We start from the raw sequence: 25,040 nt of genomic DNA on the forward strand, positions 1-25,040 counted from the left end.
CTCTTCTAAAAACTGCACTGATGGGAGATTGCTCTCCTGAGCACATTGCCGCCTTGACTCCCTTGCAAGCGATTTCCTGGGCGCCGCTTAAGGATCGGGGTATACACCTCAGTGTTAAGCGTGAAGATCTTATCCATCCCGGCGTCTCAGGTAACAAGCTATATAAGCTATTTCACCACCTGCAGTTTGCTCGTCAGCAAGGGGTTGAGCGCCTTGTCAGTTTCGGCGGGGCCTATTCAAATCACCTTCACGCCTTGGCCATAAGTGGTCAGCTGCTGGGGATCGAAACAGTTGCGGTTATCCGCGGCGAGAGACCGCCACAGTTGAGTGCCACGCTCATTGATTGCGAGGCCAATGGCATGCAGCTAAAGTTTGTCTCCAGGCAGGAGTACAAACGTCGCCATGATGACGATTATCTGGCTATGCTTAAGCGCCAATATGGCTCTTGTCATATCGTACCAGAAGGTGGCGGAGGTACTCTTGGTGCTCAGGGGTGTTCAGCCATTGCGCGGGCTATTAATGATGCCGTAGACCGGCCTGTAGATAGTATCTGCACCGCCTGTGGTACAGGAACCACATTGGCAGGCCTTATTGTAGAGGCGGAGCCTGCAACCGAGGTGATCGGTATTGCGGTTCTGAAAGCCGCTCCAGCGATCAGTCAGGAGGCTACTGAGCTTGTTGCACAGCTTACCCATAAGCCGTCCAGCAACTGGCGAGTGGAATCTCGCTTTCATGGTGGCGGTTACGCAAAGTTGCCTGAAGAGCTTAAGCGTTTTATTGTTGAGTTCGAAGAGCAGACTCTAATTCCGCTGGACCCGATATATACCGTAAAGTTATTCTGGGGCATAAAATCGTTGGCTGAACAAGGATATTGGCCAAAAGGTAGTCATGTCGTGGCGATACATACCGGTGGCCTACAGGGAAGGAGAGGCTTTAATGGTATTTGGCAATAGCGCAAGCAAACAGTAGGTTACCACTATGGAAGGTCATTCGATTTCACCTGGCAGCCAGGCCCAGCAGAAAGCAACAGACACAGCTGTTGACCTTTCCCTGTTCGAATCTCTTGCGCCCATCAAATCCCTTTTAGCTGGACATAAGTCCGAACTGGCACAACATTGTAAGCAATCCCTGGTGTTCGCAGGGCAGAAATTGTCCTCTGTGCTATATGCAGATGAAGTGTTTTATCTGCTATCTGGTGACATCAACATAGATGATGGTCAGCATGAAGAGCTCATCAAGGGGCGCTCTAGCTATCTGCCTATTAATTATCTTCCTCGTTTGTTTTCACTCGATAAGTGTTTTGCGCAAACCGATTGTTCGTTGCTCGTTATAAAGCGGCACCTGCTGGATCAATTTTTAACCTGGAGTCAGGTGGCAGAATACTTAATGTTGGACATATCCTATCGCCCTGAATATGAAGATGACCAGGTATGGATAGCTACGGTTTTGAAATCCAACCTGTTCTACAAGGTACCGCCGCTAAATATCGGAGATATTTTTTCGTCGCTCACCAAGCGTGTCGTCGATAAAGGGGAAGTAATTCTGCGGCAGGGTGAAATAGGGGATAGCTGCTTCTTTATCAAAGAGGGTGCTGCCAGTGTCGAGCGTCTTTATGAGGGCGATCGCCAGCGTACCCATCTTGCCGATATAGGCGTTGGTCGCTGTTTTGGTGAAGATGCACTGCTAAATGCCACCACGCGAAATGCAACAGTTACCATGACTTCCCATGGCGTATTGATGGAATTACGCAAGGATGATTTTTTGAAGTTATTGAAAGAGCCTTCCGTGAGCTCAATCAATACTGCCGCGGATGCACCTGCCGAATGTCTATGGCTGGATGTGCGTACCAGTGAGGAATACGCTGCGGGGCATATGGAAAGTGCGGCCAATATTCCGCTTAATTTGTTGAGGCTTAAGCAGCGCATGCTTGACCCATCCATGCCCATAGTTACCTATTGCGATAGTGGTTACCGTAGCAGGGCTACTGCGGAGCTGTTAAATCGGCAGGGATTTTCTGCCAGTTATTTAGCGCCAGGACTGCAAGGGTTGACGCCGGATGAGTTATTACAGAACTGGACCTTGAAGGACTATGTCCTGATTGACGGGCTCCCTCAGCCTGGCCAATGATTTGGTATAACAAAGCAGCGTAAAACTTCTTTCCAGTACGCTTTTTCAGGTTGGCATTCCATCAGTGCAACAATGCGGGGAATTGCGTGATCCCCTTGCAGGCAAAACCTAATCAGCTCTTCGTTATCGAGAAGCAGTGTGTCATCCTCTGTTTCTACTTCTGCAAACCAATCTTGTCTTTCTAGTGCCAGCCACTTGGTTTGATTTGCGCTTGTTTGCGAATCAATAAATGTCTCGAGCTGATTCTGATAACACCAGTAGCCTCGTAAATGATTAGAGTTTGCGAAACTGGGCGAAGGCATGTGTTGATCAAAAGGATAAAAAAAGCGCCCCCGCAAAATGGCTTCTGGTTGCAGGTTGTTGATTATCTCGTGATCGCCAAGGATATTGTTTATTTTAGCTCTGGCTGACGCCTGTCCACTCAGTGTCAGTTGGCGATCCAGCATATGGCGCATTTTTAGGCTAAGCCGATCTTTGGCGTTTGGGCCTATCCAGGCGTGCCAATTGAACTCGTCTGAGCTCAAGCTGGCATAGGTGTTTGGGCATCCAAGATAAAATTTAACCGCGGCCTCAGCGTGAATTAATGGTCGCTTGTTTTTAGAAGCGTTTGATGGGCTGCATACATTACTGCCCGACCGGTACAGGAAATCTATTTCTCCCAGCGTCCTGCCTGCCTCGTTAATTTGCAGATTATGCGCAACAAGCTGATGCTGTTGTTCGAGGTAAAACTGCCAGAGTGATTCAAAATAGATTCCCAGACGGGTGCTGTGTAAAGCACTTAGCCTTAATTCTAAGGCTTCAGGGTTGTGATCCAGTTGCTGTAACCATTGCTCAAGCCCCGGGGTCAAACTTTCTTGATTAAGGCTATACTGGCGAGTACGAGAATGGTTTTGCGGTAATTTGCCCATCAAACTAGGGCTCAGAAGACTCCAGGCAAGATCGCGTACGGCGGGATGTTTGAATCTGAGCCATTCCATACTGATTACTTTTTGAGCGGTTGATTGCAGGCTTACAAACTGAATGCCATTGTCGTTAAAATTGGCGCTATAATAGCGGCTTCTGTAACCGGTAGATTTTCTCATGGCTGAGTTTTCCCGTATAGGCCTTATAGGCCGCCCCGGCAGTGATCGGGCCCTATACTCCCTCAAGCGTCTGATCAGATTCCTCAATGACTGTGGTGTTTCGGTGGTACTTGAAGAGCAAACCGCCCAATCACTACCAGGTCATACTTTGGACACCTGCAACAATGAAACCCTGGGTAAATCCTGTGATCTGGTCATAGTTGTTGGTGGTGATGGCAGCCTGCTTGGTGCTGCCCGCGCCCTGGCTAAATACAATGTGCCTCTGCTGGGCGTTAACCGTGGCCGGTTAGGTTTTTTAACCGACATTACCCCGGATGTGATTGAAGAAAAGGTTGGCGAGGTCATCAGCGGTAAGTACATGATGGAAACCCGCTTTCTGCTTGACACTTCGGTGACGCGCAAAGGTGCTTTGGTCGGCGGAGGTGATGCGCTCAATGATGTTGTCATACATCCCGGGCGCTTTATTCGTATGATTGAGTTTGAACTCTATATAGACGGTCAGTTTGTCTACAGTCAGCGCTCTGACGGCTTGATTATATCGACCCCAACGGGCTCAACAGCTTATGCCCTAAGCGGTGGCGGCCCCATTATGCATCCTAAACTTGATGCCATTGTCATAGTGCCGATGAATCCGCATACCTTGAGTAGTCGGCCGATTGTGATTGATGGCAGCAGTGAAATTAAAATCCTGGTCGGTGAACACAATTCTGCTTACCCCCATGTCACCTGTGATGGACAAAATCACGTGGTCACCAATCCCGGTGACGAGATTCATATTCATAAGAAGCCCCATAAGTTACACCTGATTCATCCTTTGAATCACAACTTTTACGAGACCTGTCGAACCAAGCTGGGTTGGGGTAGCCATTTAGGTGAATAGCCCAGTGTTAATGACTGGAAGTACATGTGATTAAATCCAGGCCCAACAACCAAGGCTACGATATTATCGGTGATATTCACGGTTGCACCGAGGCCTTGGTACAGCTGTTGGAACGTTTGGGTTATAGGCAACACAATGGTGTTTATCGCCACGAACAGCGTGAAGCGGTATTTGTCGGAGACATTATCGATCGTGGCGCACAGGTGCGTGAAGCCCTGCACCTTGTCAAAAATATGGTTGAAGCTCAGGCTGCGCATATTGTGCTGGGCAACCATGAATACAATGCCGTACGCAATGCTGATTTCTTAACCACTGTCCTTTCTGAAGGGCTAGATTCTCAAGCCAGCGAGAGCAAGCCACGCTTAATGCGACTAATGGGGGAGACCCTGCAACAATTCAGTCGTCATCAGCAGGAATGGCAAGCGTTTGTTGACTGGTTTGCAACCTTGCCGCTGTTTTTGGAAGGGCCAGGTTTTCGGGTTGTACATGCCTGCTGGGATGAAGAGCTGATTGCCGAGTTTAAACGCCGGGAATCATCACACAGAATTCATCCGGCGTTTATTGAGGCTTCCAAAGATCCCAAATCCTTTGCCGGCAGGGTCGTCGATCGACTAACCCGCGGCACTAATATGCCGTTGCCGGAGGGCATGAGCCTGCAGAGCAAGGACGGTTTTGTCAGGCGCTTTTTTCGTACCAAATTTTGGTCGGAAGATCCGCAAACCTATGGCGACGTTGTTTTTCAGCCCGACCCCTTACCCTATGATCTCACCGATCATCCCATTAAGCGGGTAGACCGAAAAACGTTAATTCATTACCACAAAGATGCGGTTCCTGTATTCTTTGGCCACTACTGGCTCAAAGGCCGGCCGCGTCCATTACAGCCGAATATTGCCTGTCTGGACTATAGCGCGGTCAATTATGGGCGTCTGACAGCTTACCGTTTTGATGGTGAAATGACGTTAAATCCGGCGAAATACGTCTGGGTTTATGTCGATAAAAAATAGGGTAGAAATTAAAAATAGTATGGACTGGTTTCAAGTGGCTGAGTTTTCCGGCTCCGAAGATCTCAGCGGTCTTTCAAGATTCTTGCACCAGCAGGAAATACCGCACCGGGTAACAGAGGAGGGTGGTGCACTGTGCCTTTGGGTTTTGGGCGAGGCCATCGCCTACAAACTTAAACAGCAGTTTCTCCAGGACCCACAATGGCACCGCCAATTTAACCAATCACACCCGCAAGTGCAGGAAAACATTGCCGCAGACACACTGGCTTCTGGATCTTTGGCGCTCGGTCTCAATGTCGTTAATTTCCCCATAACCTGCTGCCTGATATTTCTTGGGGCGCTAGGTGCCTTGCTGATTGAGTTTGATCAGGGTTACCAATGGGTATCGCTATTGACCGCCCAGCATTTCGTTATTGTCGGTGAGCGCGTAGGTTTTTATTCGCTTGAAGCCGCCCTGGCTGATGGCCAAGTTTGGCGTTTGTGGACGCCGATGTTCCTTCATTTTGGCCTGTTTCATATTCTCTTTAATGGTCTGTGGATGTGGGAATTCGGACGTCGAATAGAGCCTGTTTTGGGTGGTTGGCGCTATCTCCTGGTGGTCATGCTAATAAGCCTATTGAGTAATCTGGCTCAGTATATATGGCAGGGGCCGTCACTGTTTGGCGGGCTCTCGGGCGTTCTTTATGGCCTGCTGGGCTATATCTGGATGCGCCAACGTTTCTATCCTGGCCAACTGGTACCACTTCCTCCGGCTATTATTGGCTTTATGCTGGTGTGGCTGGTGTTGTGTATGACAGGCGCTGTTGGCTTCTTTATTGATGGTCAGATCGCCAATGCTGCGCACCTCGGCGGACTCTTAAGTGGCATGTTATTGGGATTTGCGCCCATTTGGCTAAAATCACCAGAAGAGAGGAATAACGCTTAGGCCTTGCATGGTATAATCGCCGCCTTAAATGCCTAAAGCCCTTGGAGATTGTATGGACTTTCAGCAACTGATTAACGCGATCACCCCGGAAATCTACGAAAACCTTAAACGCTCGATTGAAACCGGGAAATGGCCCGATGGTCGCAAGGTAACCCCTGAGCAGCTGCAAAACTCGATGCAGGCGGTTATTGCCTACGAAGAGAAGCATATGGCCCCAGAGGAGCGTACAGGCTATGTACCTCCAAAACCCAAGAAGGCTGAGCCCTGCGACAAGGATGGTAAAGACCCTGTTGCCATGCCTGATGGTGAGCAGCCGCTAAAGTGGCAATAACAGCCAACAGAAACCAATAAAAACGATAAACACATAACCCCGGATTATCCTGCCAATGCCCGAAGTGATTGCGGCTGGCCATCTAAGCAAGATGGCCACTTCCCACGACAGCACCATTCAGTACCAATTTATCACCAATGATCAGCCTACGGATTTAAACCCTTTACTGGGTAAGCATATCCAGTTGCGTTATACCGGCAATATCGCCTGTTGCCACTGCGGTCGAGCTACAAAGAAAAGCTTTAGCCAGGGGTTTTGCTATCCCTGTTTCAAAAAACTGGCCCAGTGTGACACCTGCATTATGAGTCCCGAGCGCTGCCACTATGACGCCGGTACCTGCCGGGAGCCAGAGTGGGCAGATCAATTCTGCATGACAGACCATATTGTGTATTTGGCCAACTCATCCGGTATCAAAGTGGGCATCACCCGTGTTAACCAGGTGCCAACACGTTGGATGGATCAGGGCGCGATCGCAGCTCTGCCCATTCTCCGCGTTGCCACACGCCAACAGTCTGGCCTGGTGGAAGACGCACTACGCGAATTTGTCGCCGATAAAACCAATTGGCGCAAGATGCTGAAGGGCGAGGTCGAGCAGATAGACTTGATCGAAGAGAGAGACCGCTTGTTAGAGCTGGCGGATGGCAAAATCGCTGAACTGCAAAACCGTTTTGGCATCCAATCTATTCAGTTCATTGAGGATAGCGATGTCTATGAATTTAACTATCCTGTTAATGAGCATCCAACCAAAGTCAAAACCCACAATCTGGATAAAGAACCTCTGGTAGAAGGGGTGTTACAGGGTATAAAAGGTCAGTATTTAATCCTGGATACAGGGGTAATCAATATCCGCAAGTTCACCTCTTACCATGTAGAGCTGTCAGCATAAAAGCACATATCAGGGCGAAGCCAGAGAAGGATTTAACATGAAAGACGCGCAACCCAAGACCATATATTTAAAAGATTACCGTTCACCGGACTTCCTTATTGATAAGACGGATCTCCACGTTGTTCTCACCGATGATGTTACCTGTGTCACCGCCACATTGCAGGTACGCCGAAATCCAGCTACCGAAAACAAACAGGCACCACTTGTATTGAATGGTCAGGATATGATCCTGAAGGATGTATCCATTGATGGTTGCCCCGTGCAAAATTCACAGTATGTGCTGTCTCCAGAGACCTTAACGATCAACGAAGTGCCTGACGCTTTTGCACTTAAAACGGTCTGTGAAATTAAGCCTCAGGAAAATACCAGCCTGGAAGGCTTGTACCGTTCTCGCACCATGTACTGTACCCAGTGTGAAGCAGAAGGTTTCCGTAAAATTACCTACTATCTGGATCGCCCGGATGTGCTCAGTGAATTTACAACCACTATTGTGGCAGACAAAGCGCAGTTCCCGGTATTACTTTCCAACGGTAACCTTATCGATAAAGGCGAGCTTGATAACGGACAGCATTTTGCGTCCTGGCACGACCCCTTTAAAAAGCCGGCCTACTTATTCGCACTGGTTGCAGGAGATCTGAGTGTTATTGAAGACACCTTTGTTACCTGTAGCAACCGTACCATTGACCTAAAAATCTTTGTCGAAGAAAAAGATCTCGATAAATGTGATCATGCCATGGCGTCTTTAAAAAATGCCATGCGCTGGGATGAAGAGGTTTACGGTCGCGAATACGATCTCGATATCTTTATGATTGTTGCTGTCGACGATTTCAATATGGGGGCCATGGAAAATAAAGGTCTCAATATCTTTAATACCTCCTGTGTGTTGGCCAAACCGGAAACCACTACTGACATGGGTTTTCAGCGGGTAGAAGGTGTGGTTGCACATGAGTACTTCCATAATTGGTCTGGCAACCGTGTTACCTGTCGCGATTGGTTTCAGCTTAGTCTTAAAGAAGGCTTTACTGTTTTCCGTGATGCAGAATTCTCAGCAGATATGGGGTCTCGTACCGTTAAGCGCGTTGAAGATGTGAGTTTATTGCGCACCTTACAGTTTGCTGAAGATGCGGGTCCCATGGCCCACCCGGTACGCCCACCGTCATTTATCGAAATCTCTAACTTTTATACGCTGACGGTGTATGAAAAGGGTGCCGAGGTTGTGCGCATGATTCACACCTTGTTAGGGGCAGAGAAGTTTCGCCAGGGTAGTGATCTCTATTTTGAGCGCCATGATGGTGAGGCGGCAACCATAGAAAACTTTGTTGCGGCAATGGAAGATGCCAGTGGTCGCGATCTGTCGCAATTTACCCGTTGGTATTCTCAGGCGGGCACACCGCGCATTACCGCGAAGGACAGCTACGATGAAGCATCCGGAATTTATCAGCTTACCCTGACGCAATCCTGTCCTGACACCCCGGAAGCAACCACAGAAGAAAAGCAACCGTTTCATATTCCTGTAGCGATCGGTTTACTAGGCGACGCTGGTAACCTGGCCATTCATTTGCAGGGAACGGAGCCAGACCACGATACACCAGACAACACCCACAAGGTACTTGAGTTAACCCAAGCCGAGCAAACCTTTAGTTTTGAAAAATTACCCGAACGTCCGATACCGGTTTTATTGCGCGGTTTCTCTGCCCCGGTAAAACTCGAGTTCGATTATAGTCGTGAGCAGTTGACGGCGATAATGAGCCGCGATGATGACGGCTATAGCCGCTGGGATGCCTGTCAAAAGCTGGCAGTAGCCGTGATTCACGACGCCATGCAAGCTTACCGTAGTGGTCAGCCATATATCGTTGATACCTTGCTGGCTGAGGCCTACCGCACCATCTTGAATGATTCCAGTCTTGATCAGGCCATGGTAGCACTGATGTTGCAGTTACCCTCTGAAGCCTATCTCAGTGAAATTGCCGATGTGGTTGATGTCGAGGCAATACATTTTGCCCGACAGGATGTCAGAAAACAGTTGGCAGTAGCGCTAGAGGCAGAACTACTCCATACCTACAACAGCTTAACCGGTAAAGATAAGCCATTTTCTACCTCTGCCGAAGCGGTCGCCGAGCGCAGCCTTAAAAATATTGCACTCAGTTACCTGGTTCATGGTGAGGCTTCCAGTGCTCTGGCCCTGGCGCAGCAGCAACTTCAGTCAGCCACCAATATGACTGATGAAATTTCAGCGCTGTCTGTATTGGTAAACAGTGATAGTGAAGCTGCGCCAGCCATGGCCCAACAAGCCCTGGCTGACTTCTTTACCCGTTGGCAGCATGAGGCTCTGGTCGTTAATCAGTGGTTGGTTGCGCAAGCCAACTGTGTATTACCGGAAGGGCTTGAGCGGGTAAAAACGCTTATGCAGCATGAGGCCTTCGATATTAAAAACCCCAATAAGGTTCGCTCCCTGATTGGCGCATTCTGTAATAACAATGCCATTAACTTTCATCATGCAGATGGCGCAGGCTATGAGTTCCTGGCAGACCAGATCATCACGCTTAATGAACTAAACCCTCAGATTGCCGCGCGTCAGTTAACCCCGTTAACCAAGTGGCGCAAATATGATGAAAGCCGCCAGGCCTTGATGTGCAAAGCTCTGGAGCGCATTCTAGCTGAGCCTGCACTATCGAAAGATGTCTACGAGGTTGTTAGTAAGTCGCTGAAAGGCAAGTAACTTTTTAGCCTCTATGTTGAAATATCTCTTTGGGTGGCGCGCTTGACATATCACGCCTAAGCTTTGACTCTAGAAGCCAAAGTTGGTGATATAGCGCGCTAAGGGAGGCTGGCCAATGATTAACACCTGCCAAAAGGTGGCGGCCAGTTAGAGAGATACAGAGATATAAGAGGCGTAAACATGCCGTTTTCACTGCAAGTTTTATTCTATAAAACCTTAATGTTTTTTATAGGGGTGGCAGCCAAAGTCATCCCTCAGCCAAAACCAACCGTATACTGCGGCCCGGATTCAGCACTGCGATTAACCAACAGTATGATTCAGTTCGGTTACAAGAAAGTGCTGATTGTGACCGACCGTGTTTTACACGAAATGGGCCTGCTGGATCCGATAAAAGACAAGCTGGCATCAGCGGGTGTTGAAGTCACTGTCTATGATGGCGTTGAACCCAACCCAACTTTTTCTCAGGTCCATGAAGGTCTCAAGCTTGCTAAAGATAATCAGTGCGATTCCATTCTGACGGTCGGCGGTGGATCGCCTATTGATACCGCAAAAATTATTTCTCTGTCTGCTGTGCCGGGAGCAAAGGCCCCAGAGAAATTTGTTGGTTTGTTTAAGGCAAGGAAAGCGGGGCTACCCCTGTTCGCTGTACCAACGACTGCTGGTACAGGTTCTGAAGTTTCAGTTGGTGCGGTTATCTCTGACCCGGTAACCCATGAGAAAGGTGTTATTGCCGATCCCAAAACAGTTCCTACGGCTGCAGCACTGGATCCTAATCTAATGTTGGGCTTGCCTGCGCCAATTACGGCAGCAACTGGAATGGATGCGTTGACACATGCCGTGGAAGCGTACATCTCCAAGCTGGCGACCGAAGCGACCGATAGTTATGCCATGGCTTCTGTAAAACTGATTTTTGGCAACCTGCGCGAGTGTTATAGCAATGGCGGTAATGTGGATGCGCGTGAATCCATGGCTGTTGCTTCTTTTTACGCAGCGGTGGCTTTTAACAAAGCATTTCTAGGTTATGTGCACGGTATTGCCCATCAGTTTGGCGGACACTACAACACGCCTCACGGATTGGCTAACGCTATCGTGTTGCCGCATATTCTTGATTACAGTAAAGATGCCTGTGCCGATCGCTTGGCTGAACTTGCTGTGGCGGTAGATCTGGGCTCATCTACTGAGTCTAACTCTGTATTGGCTCAAAAGTTTGTTGATGCGGTACGTGAGTTGAACAATGATCTGGGTATTCCTAAAACGCTGGACGCCTTAAAGTCTACTGATATCCCTGAGATTGCCAAAGGTGCGCTTAAAGAGTCTCACTTTACCTATCCCGTTCCCAAGTATATGGATCAGGCTCAGTGTGAAGCGTTGATTGGTAAAATGGTTAGCTAATGCAAATGACAGTGCCGACGATTAACGTCGCCGGCACTCTTAACAAAACACCGGAATAATGTTTAAGCCGGTTTTATATAAGCCTTTTGTTTGCATTGTCGCAAATAAGCTTCTTCCAGTTTTTCTTCTGCCCCCATAAACAGATCTTCACTGACACCGTGTAAATCCGTTAAGCGCGCCTCCAGTTGTGCTTGCGTTTCCAAGTCGCCGTCATGGGTTATATGATTTACCTGCAGCGCTGTATTTCTTTCCAGATCATAGGCGATTAACAGGCTGCGATGGCAGCAGGCGGGATCTTTTTCAGCGCACATTAGCGCAATATTAAATCCTTTCTGTAGGCCAGCTTGAAGCCTATTTACACCTTGCTGAAACAGTGTCGATGCTATTAGGCGATCAAATTGTACCTGGCCGCAGGAATCATAGTGAGCTTCATCTTTAGAGCGTGGGCCCAATTCGTTGCCTAGGTAAACATAGCGAATACCTGCACGTGTTAGATGGCCTTCAAGCTTGTCCTGGTGATAGTCGAAAAAGGCGGCAGAGTAGGGGACGGAGCGAACATCCGCTACGGCTGTAATGCCGTAGCGTTGTAGCTGTTCAATAAATGTGACTATGGGTTTAGTAGCATAGCCAATGGTGAAAAGATTCACTGGTCTCTGATAATTGTGTTAATAGGCTCTTACGCGCTAACTTCAGAAACGTATTCAGTTGGAATATCTTTATCGTAGTAGGCCATGCCCAGCTTATTGAGGTATTCCATACGATCAGCTTTCATCAAGTCGATTTGAGGTGCGGTCAAGCCGGCATTTTCAAACAGGCCTGCGACATAGGCCATATAGGCTTCACCTTCTTTAACCATCAACAAGCCCGCGGCACCCACATCGGGTCTCACGCCAGCTTTTAGCTCTTCTGGAAGCTTAACTTCCAAAATGGCAGGTTGTTCTTCGGCTTCAAAACGCACGCTACGGTTGCGTACAGCCAGCTGGGCCCAGTAATAAGCCAGCTCTTTGCTCTGAGTTAAAAATACCGGTTCGAAAGATTCAGTAAAGTTATTGCCGATAGTTGCCATGGTTTGTTTGGCAGCCTGCTTCATAGCTTTATCGCCAGAACGTTTTAGGCCTTCGAGTTGAATAGACGCAACCAGGCCGGAAGAGGTGCCGTGATACCACACATCGCCTGTGGCAAAACCATCTTCGGATAACAGTTGTTTTGAATCTTGGAATTCAGCAGGGGTACTCATTAAATCTAACCTCGGTCAGGCAGGGTTTGATATTTCATATATACATGTAATTCTAACAAAAAAGGCGACCCGAGGGCCGCCTTTATAAACACTTAACTCAATTCAAACTTAGCTGAACTGGTTAGAAGTGTTTTTAGCACCACCGGCTTTCAGAGCGTTCTCACCAGCGTAGTACTCTTTGTGGTCGTCGCCCAGGTCAGAGCCAGCCATGTTCTGGTGCTTAACGCAAGCGATACCTTGACGGATCTCTTTACGCTGAACGCCAGCAACATAACCCAGCATACCTTGCTCACCGAAGTACTCTTTCGCCAGGTTGTCAACAGACAGGGCGGTAGTGTGGTAAGTAGGCAGAGTGATCAGGTGGTGGAAAACGTTCGCTTCGCGAGAAGTGTCAGCCTGGAAGGTCTTAACACGCTCATCAGCAACAGCAGACAGCTCGGAGTCATCGTACTCAGCGCTCATCAGGTTGTCACGATCGTAAGCAGAAACGTCTTTACCTTCAGCAACCCACGCATCGTAAGTTTGCTGACGGAAGTTCAGAGTCCAGTTGAAAGAAGGAGAGTTGTTGTAAACCAGCTTCGCATCTGGGTGAACTTTACGAACTTCGTCCATCATGCCTTTAATTTCGTGCACGGTAGGAACAGCAGTTTCGATCCACAGCAGGTCAGCACCAGCGTTGATAGCTTCGATACAATCGAATACGCAACGCTCGTGGCCAGTGCCAGGACGGAACTGGTACAGGCCAGAAGGCAGACGCTTAGGACGAACCAGTTTGCCGCCACGGTTGAATACAACGTCGCCTTCGTTCATGTCAGCTACGTCGATTTCTTCAACGTCCAGGTAAGAGTTGTAAACGTCACCTTGGTCGCCTGGCTCTTTAACAACAGCGATTTCTTTGGTCAGGCCAGCACCTTCAGAGTCGGTACGAGCAACGATCAGACCGTCATCAACACCCAGCTCCAGGAAGGCGTAACGCAGAGCGCGCAGCTTGGCGTGGAAGTCGTTATGAGGAACAGTTACTTTACCGTCCTGGTGACCACATTGCTTCTCGTCAGCAACCTGGTTTTCGATCTGCAGGCAGCAGGCACCAGCTTCGATCATTTGCTTAGCCATCAGGTAGGTAGCTTCGGCGTTACCGAAACCAGCATCGATGTCAGCAACGATAGGTACAACGTGAGTTTCGTGGTTGTCGATTTGAGACTGGATCTCAGCTTCTTTAGCAGCATCACCAGCTTCACGAGCTTTATCCAGTTCACGGAACAGGCCACCCAGCTCACGTGCGTCAGCTTGACGCAGGAAGGTGTACAGCTCTTCAACCAGACCGGCTACAGCAGTTTTCTCGTGCATGGACTGGTCAGGCAGAGGACCGAAGTCAGAACGCAGAGCAGCAACCATCCAGCCAGACAGGTACAAGTAGCGACGCTCGGTAGTACCGAAGTGCTTCTTGATGGAGATCAGCTTTTGCTGACCAACAAAACCGTGCCAGCAGCCCAGAGACTGGGTGTACTTGGTTTTGTCTTTGTCGAACTCAGCCATGTCGCGGCGCATGATGCCGGCGGTGTACTTGGCGATGTCCAGACCAGTTTTGAATTTGTTCTGCGCGCGCATGCGAGCAGCAGATTCTGGGTTGATAGCGTCCCAAGGGCTGCCAGCAGCTTCTTTCAGAGCGGCAACAGCTTGGATATCAGCGTTCAGAGTAGACATATCGATCTCTCACAGTGGATTGAATATCGTTTAGATAAACGCGCGGCTCCTGATAAATGCAAAGCTCTTCGCGTAATCGTGGACAAAGTGTATGCACTGTGTAAGGATTTAGCTAATTTATAGTTTTTATTTTCGCTATTTTTTGAGTGAATAGCCCCGCTGGCACGGGGTTTTCAGGCACTTGATACTAAGGATGTTATATGAATCTGGGCCGTATAGACCTAAATCTTCTTGTTTATTTGGATGTGTTGTTACGTGAACGCAATGTAACCAAGGCAGCAAGCTATTTAGGGATAAGCCAGCCGGCTATGAGTAACGGCTTAAGGCGCCTACGCGATCTGTTTGATGACCCTTTATTGGTTCGTACCAGCGAAGGGATGACACCGACAGAAAGGGCGGTAGAGCTCGAGCCTATTATTCGCGGTGTGCTCGCGACAGTCGATAGGGCAGTGCAGCCTCGCACAGAGTTTGATGCGACGAGCTCTGATCGTATCTTCCGTATTATGGCCAGTGATTACGCGGAATCTACACTTATCCCACATCTATTACGCCATCTGCGAAAAAATGCACCCGGTGTGACCCTGGATATTATGACACCCAGTGACGTGAGCTTTCTCGATGTAGAGCAGGGCAAGGTGGATATGGTGATCAACCGTTTTGACTCCATGCCGCAATCCTTTCACCAGCTCACCGTTTGGAATGACAGCTTTGCCTGTTTAATGAGCAAGGAAAACCCCATACTCGAAAACTTCGATTTGGATAATTACCTTAAAGCCAGCCATGTTTGGGTCAGTAAAACCGGTATGGGCGTCGGCGTCGGGGTAGACCCCAGTGATGTCCAGCGTTTGGGCTGGGTTGATGAAGCTTTGGCAAAGCAGGGTAATCACGCACGTAACATTCGCGTTTTCACTCGTCATTATCAGGCAGCAATGCTGCTGGCAGAACAAAAAGACCTGGTCGTTACCATTCCCAGTAAGGCTGCCAAGCTGCAGTTAAGTAATCCCAATGTTGTGATCAAAGAGCCTCCTTTTGAGATTCCACCCTTTGAATTAAAGATGGCCTGGAGCCCCTTACTGCAAAACAACCCCGCCCATCGCTGGCTGAGGCGTCTGGTGGTTGATATTGCCAAGCAGGTCGACTAAAAGGCTTAAATAGGGGATTTAGGTAGGGTTTTGTTATTCAGCAGGCGAATAGCGAATATAAAACCTATAAATTAGCTAAATCCCAGCCCAAACTCTAGAATCCTCTACACTGAAAACACCCATCTAAACGTTTCGCGAGCATGGATCGGCTGATCGTCAGGCGACTCTTGGCTCCACAGAGGCTTACTATCTATGACTACTCGTATTCAAAAAGGCGGTCTTCAAATTGCTGAAGAGCTGTTTAACCTGGTTGAAAACGATATCGCACCAGGTACTGGTGTTGATACCGATCACTTCTGGACTGAATTTGAAGCTATCCTGAATGATCTGGCGCCAAAAAATAAAGCACTGCTCGCCAAACGCGATGACATCCAGGCGCAAATCGATGCCTGGCACAAAGAGCGCGCAAGCCAAGGCCATGACGCTGCTGCTTATAAAGCTTTCTTGCAGGAAATTGGCTACCTGTTGCCAGAAGGTCCTGAGTTTAAAGTTACCACTCAGAACGTTGACGAAGAGATCGCCACACAGGCGGGCCCACAGCTGGTTGTACCGGTTAAAAACGCCCGTTTTGCACTGAACGCTGCTAATGCTCGTTGGGGTAGCCTGTACGATGCACTGTACGGTACCGATGCCATTTCAGAAGAAGGTGGTGCTGAGCGTGCCGGTGGTTACAACCCAACTCGTGGTGCCAAGGTAATTGCCTTTGCTCGAAACCACCTGGATAACGCTGCGCCTCTGGCCAACGGTTCTCACGTTGACTCTACTCAGTACGCGGTTAAAGGCGGTCAACTGGTTGTTTCTCTGGCCGATGGTTCCGAAACCGGTCTGGCACAGCCTGAAAAATTCCTGGGTTATAACGGCTCAGAGGAAGCGCCAAGCGCTGTACTGCTGAAAAACAACGGCCTGCACATCGAGATTCAAATCGATCGCGAAGCCAGCATTGGTAAAACCGATGCAGCTGGCGTACAGGATCTGCTGGTTGAAGCCGCAGTTACCACCATTATGGACTGTGAAGACTCTGTTGCTGCTGTAGATGCCGAAGACAAGGTTGAGGTTTACAGCAACTGGTTGGGCCTGATGAAAGGTACGCTGAGCGAGTCTTTCGTTAAAGGTGGCAAAGAAGTTACCCGCGCCATGAACCCGGATCGTACCTACAAAGCTGCCGACGGCTCAGAGCTGTCTCTGCACGGTCGCTCTCTGCTGTTCGTTCGTAACGTTGGCCACCTGATGACTAACCCGGCGATCCTGGACAAAGACGGCAACGAAGTCCCTGAAGGCATCATGGATGGCATGGTTACTGTGCTGGCCGCTATGCACGACCTGAAAGGCAATACCTCCCGCACCAACAGCCGCGCAGGCAGCGTAAATATCGTTAAGCCTAAGATGCACGGCCCTGAAGAAGTGGCTTTTGCTGTAGAGCTGTTCGAGCGTGTTGAGCAGGCCCTGGGCCTGGAAAAGAACACCCTGAAAGTTGGCATTATGGACGAGGAACGTCGTACTACTGTTAACCTGAAGGAATGTATCCGTGTTGCCAGCGAGCGTGTTGTATTTATTAACACCGGCTTCCTGGATCGCACCGGTGACGAAATCCATACCTCCATGCTGGCCGGTCCTTTTGTACCTAAGACCATCATGAAGCAGCAAGCGTGGATCAACGCTTACGAAGACTGGAACGTTGATGTAGGTATCGAGTGCGGTCTGCCAGGCAAATCCCAGATTGGTAAAGGTATGTGGGCCATGCCAGACGAAATGGCAGCCATGCTGGAGCAGAAAATTGGCCATCCGAAATCCGGCGCCAACACTGCATGGGTTCCGTCTCCAAACGGTGCCACCCTGCACAGCACGCATTACCACCAGATCAATGTTATCGAGCGCCAAAAAGAACTGGCTAGCCGTGAGCGCGCCAGCCTGGACGACATTCTGAGCATTCCATTGATGGAAGATGCTTCCAGCCTGACCGATGAGCAGATCAAGTTCGAGCTGGATAACAACGCACAGGGCATCCTGGGTTATGTTGTTCGCTGGATTGATGTTGGCGTTGGCTGTTCTAAAGTACCTGATATCAACAACGTCGGTTTGATGGAAGACCGCGCAACTCTGCGTATTTCTTCTCAGCATCTGGCTAACTGGTTGGAACACGGTGTGTGTACCGAAGAGCAGGTGATGGAAGCCATGAAGCGTATGGCGGCTGTTGTAGATGAGCAGAACGCTGGCGACCCTGAGTACACCAATATGGCACCAGGTTTTGACGGTATTGCTTTTAAAGCCGCTTGCGACCTCGTCTTCAAAGGTAAAGAGCAACCAGCCGGCTACACCGAGCCTCTACTGCACGCCTACCGTATTGATCGCAAAGCCCAAATTAACGGTTAATCGTTAAATAGCTTTGCCGCTAACGTTTTAGCGCACCATTGTAGCCCGGCCATGTGCCGGGCTTTTTTGTGCCTAAGAAAGGCAATTCCTTTAGATGACATTTTTATAAAAAAGAGATGTCTGTTTTCTTGCGCTTGTCACATTTCATGACTACGCAGGTTTCACGGTATGGAGACACTAACGTTTTATGCACACTTGACTGTGACCATTTGGTCTACCTATAAAAACGACCTTCAAAACATAAAAAGACACTTTGAAAACAGTGTAACCTACTGATTGTAAAGGGTTTATATGGTTGCGGTTAAATTTTAAACAAATTGTCGCCAGCCCCATAAACTGGGGGATTGAAAGTCGTTAATAAACTTTTTCCACTAAGTTATGCACAGATACTGTGGAAAACATTAATTGTGGATAACGACACACTAAGAGTGCTTTCGAATAAGGCAGATATGAACTTTTATCGTGCGCGCTCTATAATGCGCGCCGATTTCCCAAGCACCAACCTAGAGTAGGGCAGCCTTTGTTATGACCCCAGAGCGTTATGCAACCATTAAGCGCGTACTTGATCAGCGACAGCCTGATTTAACTGTTATCACTGATGAGGTGCACAAAGGTCGCAACCTGTCTGCCATCATGCGCAATTGCGATGCTGTCGGAATAGATTGCATGCACTGCGTGGTTCCACAGCGAGGCTTCAGAAACTTTCGTGGTACTGACCTGGGAACCCACAAGTGGGTAGATGCTGAGGTGTATGACAGTATCGACCAGCCCATCGACAAGCTCCAGAAACAGGGTTTTCAGGTGGTTGCAGCGCATTTAAGTGATGACGCCGTTGATTATCGAGAGGTCGATTACACAAAGCCTACAGCGCTACTAATGGGAACGGAAAAGGAGGGGGTAAGTAGCGAGGCTCTCGCAGCGGCAGACACACATGTAACTATTCCCATGGTCGGCATGGTTGAATCGTTTAACGTGTCTGTGGCCTGCGCCATTATTCTTGTCGAAGCACAACGCCAACGACAACTTGCGGGTCTCTATAACACATCTCGCATGGATCCTGATCGATATCGCACGCGCCTGTTTCGCTGGTGCCAGCCGATTGTTACCCAGTTTTGTGATGAGCGTGGTCTTGCTTATCCGCCAATTGACGAAGAGGGTGAGATAATCGATCCCCCTGGCTGGTATAAAGCTGTTCGCGAGGGTAGAGCACCACTAAAAGCAGCAGATGTATCTGAGACATAAAAAAAACCCTGAACTCTGGGGGAGGGTTCAGGGTCAAGACCATTAGGAGTGAAACATTTAAGGTACATGGCCCACCAAGGCACAGACCTTAAAACGAGCCTCTCGGCTCTACCGGTGTCTACGTACACTTGGGGGGATGTGCGCCACCAGTTAACTTAAGTATCGGCCACCAACGCCAAACTTCCAGTTAGCCTATTGGCCTTTTTAAACGGATTCGTAATAAGTTGACTGCCTAGTATTGAGATTTGTAATTAGTCTTTCGGCTTCCTTTCGAGCAGGACATCCATCTTCTCGTGCAGGGACTGGATTTGCGCCTCTAGTTTCTCAACCCTGTCCAGTGTTTGCGCAATCCGGTCATGCTCATCTTTTTCTGTTCGAGAAATAAACAGGGCGGCGAAGCTTGCTGTCAGCATGGCAAACAAGCCAATACCAATCAGCATCAAAACCCCAGCAAAAAACCTTCCCATATCTGATGTTGGCACAACATCACCATAGCCAACCGTTGTCACAGTTACCCAGGCCCAGTAAATACCTTCAGAAGCGTTATTAATACCCGGATCTATGACAGCGATCATAAAGCCGGCCATCACAATCACGATAGCTGCACCGCACAGGGTAGGGCCAAGTGAATTTTGTGATAACAGGTGGCGTACTGATGAGCCCACATGCCACAGAAGCGATAACAATGTAAGCAGTCGTAAAGCCCGCAGTGCCAGCACATAGGGGCCTACCCCCCAGAGAATGGGAAGGCCAAGAATAATGATTAACAGGTTAATCCAATTGCCTTTCAGGTATCGCTTTGTGTCATCAACTAGAACGCTTAGGGCGGTTGTTTCAACAATAAACAACCCCCAGAGAATGGCATCGTGAAAATAGGTGAACTGATAACTGCTATCTTTGGTGCTCAAGTACCAAAGAGAAATTATCCATAAGGTGGCGGCCAACATGGGCCACTCAAGAATTTGACTGCAAAGACGCGCCCTGGAATTTTCTTCCGGATCTACACCGCTAAGACCAATGACCTGGGTCCATTTCATATGTGACTTCCTTCACATAACCGCTTTATACGAATTCTAGCGTGACTTATACCACATTCGTCGAGCCTTGCCTTTGCTAAATTTAACGACATAACCTTTCATTCCGTTACAGGCTTAATCAGTGTGACGGACGAGTAGGGCACTGCAGGAAAACAACTGCAGAGCCCAAACGTTTGATTGTTGTTGCCTCGATTGCTTTAATGATTATCTGCTTACCTCGAGGTTTCAGGTCAGGCATCCCGAGTTGTTGTGGTATCCACCTATCTGCTGAGGGTCGCTGAAATGTCCGAGATTTATCAATTACTCCCTACGCCAGCCTGGGTCTCATCCCTGGTTTTACTATCCCTGTTAATGCTTGTGCTCTACCTCTCGCGTGAGTCGAGTCACAAAGCCATTCACGATTTTTTTCACTTGCTGTATAGCTCCATGAGACTAATGGCTCGCTCACTGGGTCTTGCTGAAAAGCGGTTACATGCACGCAATAAGGAGGTTTTGCTCGATCTGGGGCGAGAACATGCCGAGCGAGAACTACAGCGTGAATTCTTCCGCATTAATAAGTTTGTCGAACGTGATTTGGGAGGGTATCCCAAGTTACAGCGTTCAATAGAAGAGCAAATTACGCTTATTGATGAGGATTATCGACAAAGTGCTGCCGTACCTCAGCCATCACCAGAATGGCTGGATGCTGTCGAATCCCTTGCCAAGCTACATCTTAAAGACAAGGGCCAACACCTTACTGGCAAGATTCTGGCTGACGTTCACCAGGCTGCTGAAGATCAACAGCGGGACACACTGCAAAGTTATCGCGAAGCCACGGCCGAAAGGCATCGTATTTTGAAAAAATTATCACCGTACTGGCGACGACTGTCTAACCGCATTGATGAGATAGGTACCCATCTGCAAGAACTGGTCATCCGGGCGCAAAACATTGATCGAAAAATGGAGCAGTTTGAAGAGATAACACGTGGCACAGACAAAGCGGTTCAAATGCTTAAAGCTTCGGCCGTAACACAGTTTTCCATTGCGCTATTTGTGGTCATTATTGCTGTTGGCGGGGCCTTCTTTAACTTTCACCTTATCGCCTTGCCTATGTCCGAGATGGTTGGAGCCAGTAGTCGTATTGCCGGCGTGCAGGTGGCTGACCTGGCCGCACTGGTGATTATCTTTCTTGAAATCACGATGGGTATCTTTTTGCTGGAGACGCTGCATATAACCCGATTATTTCCCATTATTGGTGCGATGGATGACCGTATGCGACGCCGAATGATGTGGGCTTTCGCTTCTATCTTAATTATTTTGGCTAGCGTTGAAGCGGGTCTCGCCTTTATGCGAGATCAAATAGCCATGGATTTGGCTGCGCTTAGAACATCCCTGGCGGGTGCAGAGGCGGCAGATGAGTCACTGGTAAATAGCTGGATTCCTCTAGCGGCAAATATGACCATGGGCTTTATCCTGCCTCTGGCACTGACAGTTGTCGCCATTCCGCTCGAATATCTGCTGCAAACAGGCAGGACGGTATTTGGCATGCTGGCTGAAGCGCTATTACGGATCGCGGCTGTAACTATCCGCTTGCTGGGTAATGCCATGCGTCATATCAGTCGCTTGCTTATCAGTATCTACGACATGGTCATTATGTTGCCGCTATGGCTTGAGCAGCTCGGTAGGCAGCGTCGCAATGAAAAAACGTTAAAAGCCGTTGGTGCCAATATCTCACAAGAGGATCCCTCTGTAGCAAAAGAGCCTATAGCTCGGGAGGCATCCTAATGAACAAGCTTGCTGTGATTAGCCTGACAATCCTATCAACAATCTTAATGACTGCCTGTAGCAGTGATCAGCCTAAAAACTACCAGCGCGGGGTCTACTTGCTACTCGACACTTCTGGTACCTACACGCAGGAGTTGGAAAAAGCGCAGCAGATTATTAACTATATGTTGGCTCATCTAGAGCCTGGTGACAGCTTTGCTGTGGCGCGCATCGACAGCGGTAGCTTTAATGAAAAGGATATTATCGCCAAGGTGGTGCTCGATGCTCGGCCATCGGCGTCTAACCGACAAAAGCGTGAATTTGCAGCCACTGTTGATGCGTTCGTTAAGCAGGTAAAAAGTAGTGCCTACACCGATATTTCCGGCGGTCTGCTACAGGCTATCGAGTTCCTTAATGAAACCAATGTAGGTCAAAAGCACATTCTGATTTTTTCAGACCTAAAAGAAGAGCTGCCCGAAGGCTTTGTCAGGGATTTTGATCTTGTGCTTGATGGCTTTACCGTAAAGGCACTTAATGTCACCAAATTACGCTCAGACAATCAGGATCCCGGGGAATACCTGGAGCGGGTGTCGCAGTGGCAGGAGCGTGTCGTCAGTGGCGGGGGCAGCTGGGCTGTTGTTAATGACCTCGATCGCTCGGATGCACTGTCGCTCTAACGTTTTCCATCAGTGAGCCACAAGCCCTACAACATCACTGATTAGCACCTCAAGACGAGCAGCGGTAGCGCTACGCGCTACGCGCTCATCCAAAATCTTGCGCAAATCAGTCAATCGCGTTCTGGCGCGCTTAAACTCAACCGTTACAGGCTCGTACTCAAGGTGGTGGTCCTGAATGCTGAGTTTTGCCAGTTCTGAGCTTTCAACATTGACAGCACTGATCAGATCGAAAAAGAGATCTTTGGTCTCAATAGTGGCTGCCTCCCAATAGGCATCTTCCAGGCCAGCAACGAGCTCACTCATGGTCTTAAGTGCATCGGCAATACTTGCAGGGGTCATAAACTCCATCCATCCGCACAGGTTGTTTATCGTAATAACCAGTATAGATGCTTATAGCAAAGCGCAAATACCTATTGGCATCTATTTCTTGTTAGGGCTTTTTAGCAGGAGTACCGACTGAACGGTCAAAAAGGTGGTCTAATAGTGCAACTAACGTTGCCCCATAGTCTGCAAGCGTGTAATCTTTAGCGCGGTTAATATCTAAAACGGTTTGATTATCAAGGCCTTGGAATGGATAAAGCAAAGCAGAAAGTCCAGCAGTTTCGTGATCGTGAACAGGCAATTCTTGATGCAGCTCTACAGCTGATGCTTGATCATGGCGAGGAAAATGTCACGGTAGAGCAAATTGCTGAAGCGGTAGATATCGGTAAGGGAACCATATACAAGCACTTTTCCTCTAAGAGCGAGATTTATATCCGCTTGATGTTCGACTACGAGCTGCAAGTAAAAGACAAGCTTACGGCAGCCATAGCCAAGGCAGAGCAGGGGGATTATGCTGCTCCTGCTCGCTGTTATTTTGAGAGCCGTATTTCTGATCCCGTACGTTACCGCTTGTTTATGCGCCTGGAAGAGCGCCTGGTACAGCTGGGCGACCAAAAGGAAAAGCTCGAAGAGCTGGATAAAATACGCCGCGATATCATGTCCATCTTTAACGATGTTATGTCAAAGCGAATTGCTGAAGGGCTCGTCAAGGATTATCCGCCATATTTCTATTATGCCGCTTACTGGGCTCTTACCCAGGGCGCCGTTGATCTATACACGTCCCCCATCTTTGAGGGGGTGATTGATGATATGGAAGGCCTAATGAAGTTTATTATGGAAATGGGTGTCCATATGGGCCAATTCCCACCAAAGGCGCCCTAAGCCCTACATCTGAATCTCCCTGCATTAAAGATGCAGGGAGTTTTGCCGCTAGCATAAACAGGGTATAACTTTTGTTAACGGTTACAGCCATGACGACTTACCTCCGCACTGTCCTTCTTCTCGCTCTCGGCGCAATTTTTCTGCAAGGTTGCACTGCTTCTTACACATACCAGATGATCGATGAGGCGCTAGTAGATGCACGCCTTACGCCTAATCATAAGCTGGAACGAACTGTTAAGTGGGTGCTGCCGCAGTCCACAAGTATTTGGGTGGCTTTTCCGCAAAATCAGCAGCCGCAAAAATTAAACCGAATGGTAAAAGACAGTCTCAGTCTCTCGCTCGCGCAGCGCTTTGCCAGGGTGGGTTCCAGTCGCGATCCAGGCAGTCTATCAATGGCCATGCAAGAGGCCAGGCAGCAGGGTTATGCCTTTATGGTGTACCCCAAGTTGATTCGTCATGAAAACCATATCAACAGCATTATGGAAATGGATGAGGATATGGAGCGTCTCGACCAAATAAAGCAGGATGTTGTGGTGCTGACATTTATATTGATGGATGTAACAACCCAGCGCATGGTCGATAGCTCAATCGTTTCTATTTCCGGGGGGTACCTGCATATTTATCGCCAAAACCCTTCTGACTTGATTGCTGTCGCCAGTAACCAGTATGCAGGCTTGATGAGTCCGTAAAGCAGATTCTAAAGAACCTGCAATTAAACCTTGCTTCGAGCTACAATTAGGTTTGATAGCGCCTGAGCAGTAGTGAGAAGAGAGTGACAAGCGAGAGCAACAATCCCGATCCGCAAAAACTATTCGATTCAATCATGAAGCAACAGCTTCATGCTGAATCAAAATTACCCCCCGTACACAAATGGAACCCACCGTTAAGTGGTGATCTCGACATGAGAATTGATCGAGAGGGGCGCTGGTTCTACCAGGGAGGTGAAATCACCCGTCACGCTTTAGTTAAGCTTTTTTCCACCATTCTGAAACGCGTCGACGATGATTATTATCTTGTAACACCGGTTGAAAACTGGCGTATTCAGGTGGATATAGCACCTTTTGCAGCCCATAGTCTTAAAGTGGTTCAAGAAAACGGCGTCGCAGGTTTATTGTTCACATTAAATGATGATAGCGAAGTTCTGCTCAGTGATGATGGCGGTCTGTGGGTGGAAGTAGATGGCGACACACCCATTCCCATGCTTAAGGTTCGCGGCGGCTTAAATGCGTTAATTAATCGCAATGTATTTTATCAGCTGGCGGATCTTGCAGATCAAGAAGGCGATAGCTTGTGGGTGAGCAGCATGGGTAAACGTTTTTTGCTAGGGCGGTTTGATTAAAGC

23 protein-coding genes are annotated in these 25,040 nt (G+C 48.7%); 17 read left to right on the plus strand and 6 right to left on the minus strand.

From position 1 onward, the window contains the following. Positions 1-20: 20 nt before the first annotated feature. Positions 21-953, plus strand: coding sequence for a 1-aminocyclopropane-1-carboxylate deaminase/D-cysteine desulfhydrase (locus tag ACGHZ6_RS11675; RefSeq protein WP_390619039.1), 933 nt, complete (start codon positions 21-23; stop codon positions 951-953). 25 nt (positions 954-978) lie between these two features. Then, positions 979-2,127: a cyclic nucleotide-binding domain-containing protein gene (locus ACGHZ6_RS11680; RefSeq protein ID WP_390619040.1), complete on the plus strand. Its 1,149-nt coding sequence runs from the start codon at positions 979-981 to the stop codon at positions 2,125-2,127. Here ACGHZ6_RS11680 and ACGHZ6_RS11685 read toward each other — a convergent pair. Beyond that, complete coding sequence (locus ACGHZ6_RS11685) at positions 2,112-3,209, minus strand: DUF1853 family protein (protein ID WP_390619041.1); 1,098 nt, start codon at positions 3,207-3,209, stop codon at positions 2,112-2,114. The two genes, ACGHZ6_RS11680 and ACGHZ6_RS11685, sit on opposite strands and share 16 nt — an antisense overlap. On the opposite strand from ACGHZ6_RS11685, the gene ACGHZ6_RS11690 reads away from it, so the two are divergent. The 7 genes from ACGHZ6_RS11690 (at position 3,208) to ACGHZ6_RS11720 (ending at position 11,343) form a co-directional block, all read left to right on the plus strand. Then, complete coding sequence (locus tag ACGHZ6_RS11690) at positions 3,208-4,089, plus strand: NAD(+) kinase (RefSeq protein WP_390619042.1); 882 nt, start codon at positions 3,208-3,210, stop codon at positions 4,087-4,089. The two genes, ACGHZ6_RS11685 and ACGHZ6_RS11690, sit on opposite strands and share 2 nt — an antisense overlap. Positions 4,090-4,115: 26 nt before the next feature. After that, complete coding sequence (locus tag ACGHZ6_RS11695; RefSeq protein ID WP_390619043.1) at positions 4,116-5,093, plus strand: metallophosphoesterase; 978 nt, start codon at positions 4,116-4,118, stop codon at positions 5,091-5,093. 19 nt (positions 5,094-5,112) lie between these two features. Next, on the plus strand, positions 5,113-6,015 hold the full coding sequence (locus ACGHZ6_RS11700) for a rhomboid family intramembrane serine protease (protein ID WP_390619044.1): 903 nt from the start codon (positions 5,113-5,115) through the stop codon (positions 6,013-6,015). Positions 6,016-6,067: 52 nt separating this feature from the next. Next, positions 6,068-6,346 (plus strand): YeaC family protein, encoded by a 279-nt coding sequence (locus ACGHZ6_RS11705; protein ID WP_390619045.1) that lies wholly within the window; start codon positions 6,068-6,070, stop codon positions 6,344-6,346. A gap of 55 nt (positions 6,347-6,401) precedes the next feature. Continuing rightward, entirely contained in the window at positions 6,402-7,232 is an 831-nt protein-coding gene (locus ACGHZ6_RS11710; protein WP_390619046.1) for a DUF2797 domain-containing protein, read from the plus strand. A gap of 37 nt (positions 7,233-7,269) precedes the next feature. Continuing rightward, entirely contained in the window at positions 7,270-9,951 is a 2,682-nt protein-coding gene (gene pepN, locus ACGHZ6_RS11715; RefSeq protein WP_390619047.1) for an aminopeptidase N, read from the plus strand. A gap of 180 nt (positions 9,952-10,131) precedes the next feature. Continuing rightward, positions 10,132-11,343, plus strand: coding sequence for an iron-containing alcohol dehydrogenase (locus ACGHZ6_RS11720; protein ID WP_390619048.1), 1,212 nt, complete (start codon positions 10,132-10,134; stop codon positions 11,341-11,343). A gap of 62 nt (positions 11,344-11,405) precedes the next feature. Here ACGHZ6_RS11720 and ACGHZ6_RS11725 read toward each other — a convergent pair whose 3' ends face one another. The 3 genes from ACGHZ6_RS11725 to ACGHZ6_RS11735 all read right to left on the minus strand — a co-directional run bounded on the left by ACGHZ6_RS11725 (position 11,406) and on the right by ACGHZ6_RS11735 (position 14,284). Next, entirely contained in the window at positions 11,406-11,990 is a 585-nt protein-coding gene (locus ACGHZ6_RS11725; RefSeq protein ID WP_390619049.1) for a DUF488 family protein, read from the minus strand. Between the two features lie 29 nt (positions 11,991-12,019). Further along, positions 12,020-12,580 (minus strand): hypothetical protein, encoded by a 561-nt coding sequence (locus ACGHZ6_RS11730; protein ID WP_390619050.1) that lies wholly within the window; start codon positions 12,578-12,580, stop codon positions 12,020-12,022. 108 nt (positions 12,581-12,688) lie between these two features. After that, a complete protein-coding gene (locus tag ACGHZ6_RS11735; RefSeq protein WP_390619051.1) occupies positions 12,689-14,284 on the minus strand; it encodes an isocitrate lyase in 1,596 nt (531 codons plus the stop codon). A 200-nt stretch (positions 14,285-14,484) separates the two neighbouring features. Between ACGHZ6_RS11735 and ACGHZ6_RS11740 the strand changes: the two genes are divergently transcribed. The 3 genes from ACGHZ6_RS11740 (at position 14,485) to trmH (ending at position 19,038) form a co-directional block, all read left to right on the plus strand. After that, positions 14,485-15,426 (plus strand): LysR substrate-binding domain-containing protein, encoded by a 942-nt coding sequence (locus ACGHZ6_RS11740; protein WP_390619052.1) that lies wholly within the window; start codon positions 14,485-14,487, stop codon positions 15,424-15,426. A 192-nt stretch (positions 15,427-15,618) separates the two neighbouring features. Beyond that, positions 15,619-17,796, plus strand: a complete 2,178-nt coding sequence (locus ACGHZ6_RS11745) for a malate synthase G (protein ID WP_390619053.1) — start codon at positions 15,619-15,621, stop codon at positions 17,794-17,796. Positions 17,797-18,321: 525 nt separating this feature from the next. After that, entirely contained in the window at positions 18,322-19,038 is a 717-nt protein-coding gene (gene trmH / locus ACGHZ6_RS11750; protein ID WP_390619054.1) for a tRNA (guanosine(18)-2'-O)-methyltransferase TrmH, read from the plus strand. Positions 19,039-19,289: 251 nt separating this feature from the next. Here trmH and ACGHZ6_RS11755 read toward each other — a convergent pair whose 3' ends face one another. Further along, the gene (locus tag ACGHZ6_RS11755; RefSeq protein WP_390619055.1) at positions 19,290-20,075 is read right to left on the minus strand and encodes a potassium channel family protein; all 786 of its coding nucleotides are present in this window, start codon (positions 20,073-20,075) and stop codon (positions 19,290-19,292) included. A gap of 282 nt (positions 20,076-20,357) precedes the next feature. Here ACGHZ6_RS11755 and ACGHZ6_RS11760 point away from each other — a divergent pair, with 282 nt between their 5' ends. Then, positions 20,358-21,839: a hypothetical protein gene (locus tag ACGHZ6_RS11760; RefSeq protein ID WP_390619056.1), complete on the plus strand. Its 1,482-nt coding sequence runs from the start codon at positions 20,358-20,360 to the stop codon at positions 21,837-21,839. A 47-nt stretch (positions 21,840-21,886) separates the two neighbouring features. Then, positions 21,887-22,495, plus strand: a complete 609-nt coding sequence (locus ACGHZ6_RS11765) for a VWA domain-containing protein (RefSeq protein WP_390619163.1) — start codon at positions 21,887-21,889, stop codon at positions 22,493-22,495. A gap of 9 nt (positions 22,496-22,504) precedes the next feature. On the opposite strand, the gene ACGHZ6_RS11770 is transcribed toward ACGHZ6_RS11765, so the two are convergent. Further along, a complete protein-coding gene (locus tag ACGHZ6_RS11770) occupies positions 22,505-22,834 on the minus strand; it encodes a hypothetical protein (RefSeq protein ID WP_390619057.1) in 330 nt (109 codons plus the stop codon). Positions 22,835-23,065: 231 nt separating this feature from the next. Here ACGHZ6_RS11770 and ACGHZ6_RS11775 point away from each other — a divergent pair, with 231 nt between their 5' ends. The 3 genes from ACGHZ6_RS11775 to ACGHZ6_RS11785 all read left to right on the plus strand — a co-directional run bounded on the left by ACGHZ6_RS11775 (position 23,066) and on the right by ACGHZ6_RS11785 (position 25,037). Next, positions 23,066-23,698, plus strand: a complete 633-nt coding sequence (locus ACGHZ6_RS11775; protein ID WP_390619058.1) for a TetR/AcrR family transcriptional regulator — start codon at positions 23,066-23,068, stop codon at positions 23,696-23,698. An 89-nt stretch (positions 23,699-23,787) separates the two neighbouring features. Further along, complete coding sequence (locus ACGHZ6_RS11780) at positions 23,788-24,387, plus strand: DUF4823 domain-containing protein (protein ID WP_390619059.1); 600 nt, start codon at positions 23,788-23,790, stop codon at positions 24,385-24,387. Positions 24,388-24,470: 83 nt separating this feature from the next. Then, on the plus strand, positions 24,471-25,037 hold the full coding sequence (locus ACGHZ6_RS11785) for a DUF1285 domain-containing protein (protein WP_390619060.1): 567 nt from the start codon (positions 24,471-24,473) through the stop codon (positions 25,035-25,037). The last annotated feature ends 3 nt before the right edge of the window (positions 25,038-25,040 follow it).

It is taken from the genome of Maricurvus nonylphenolicus, from assembly GCF_042854845.1.
GTDB lineage: Bacteria > Pseudomonadota > Gammaproteobacteria > Pseudomonadales > Cellvibrionaceae > Maricurvus > Maricurvus nonylphenolicus.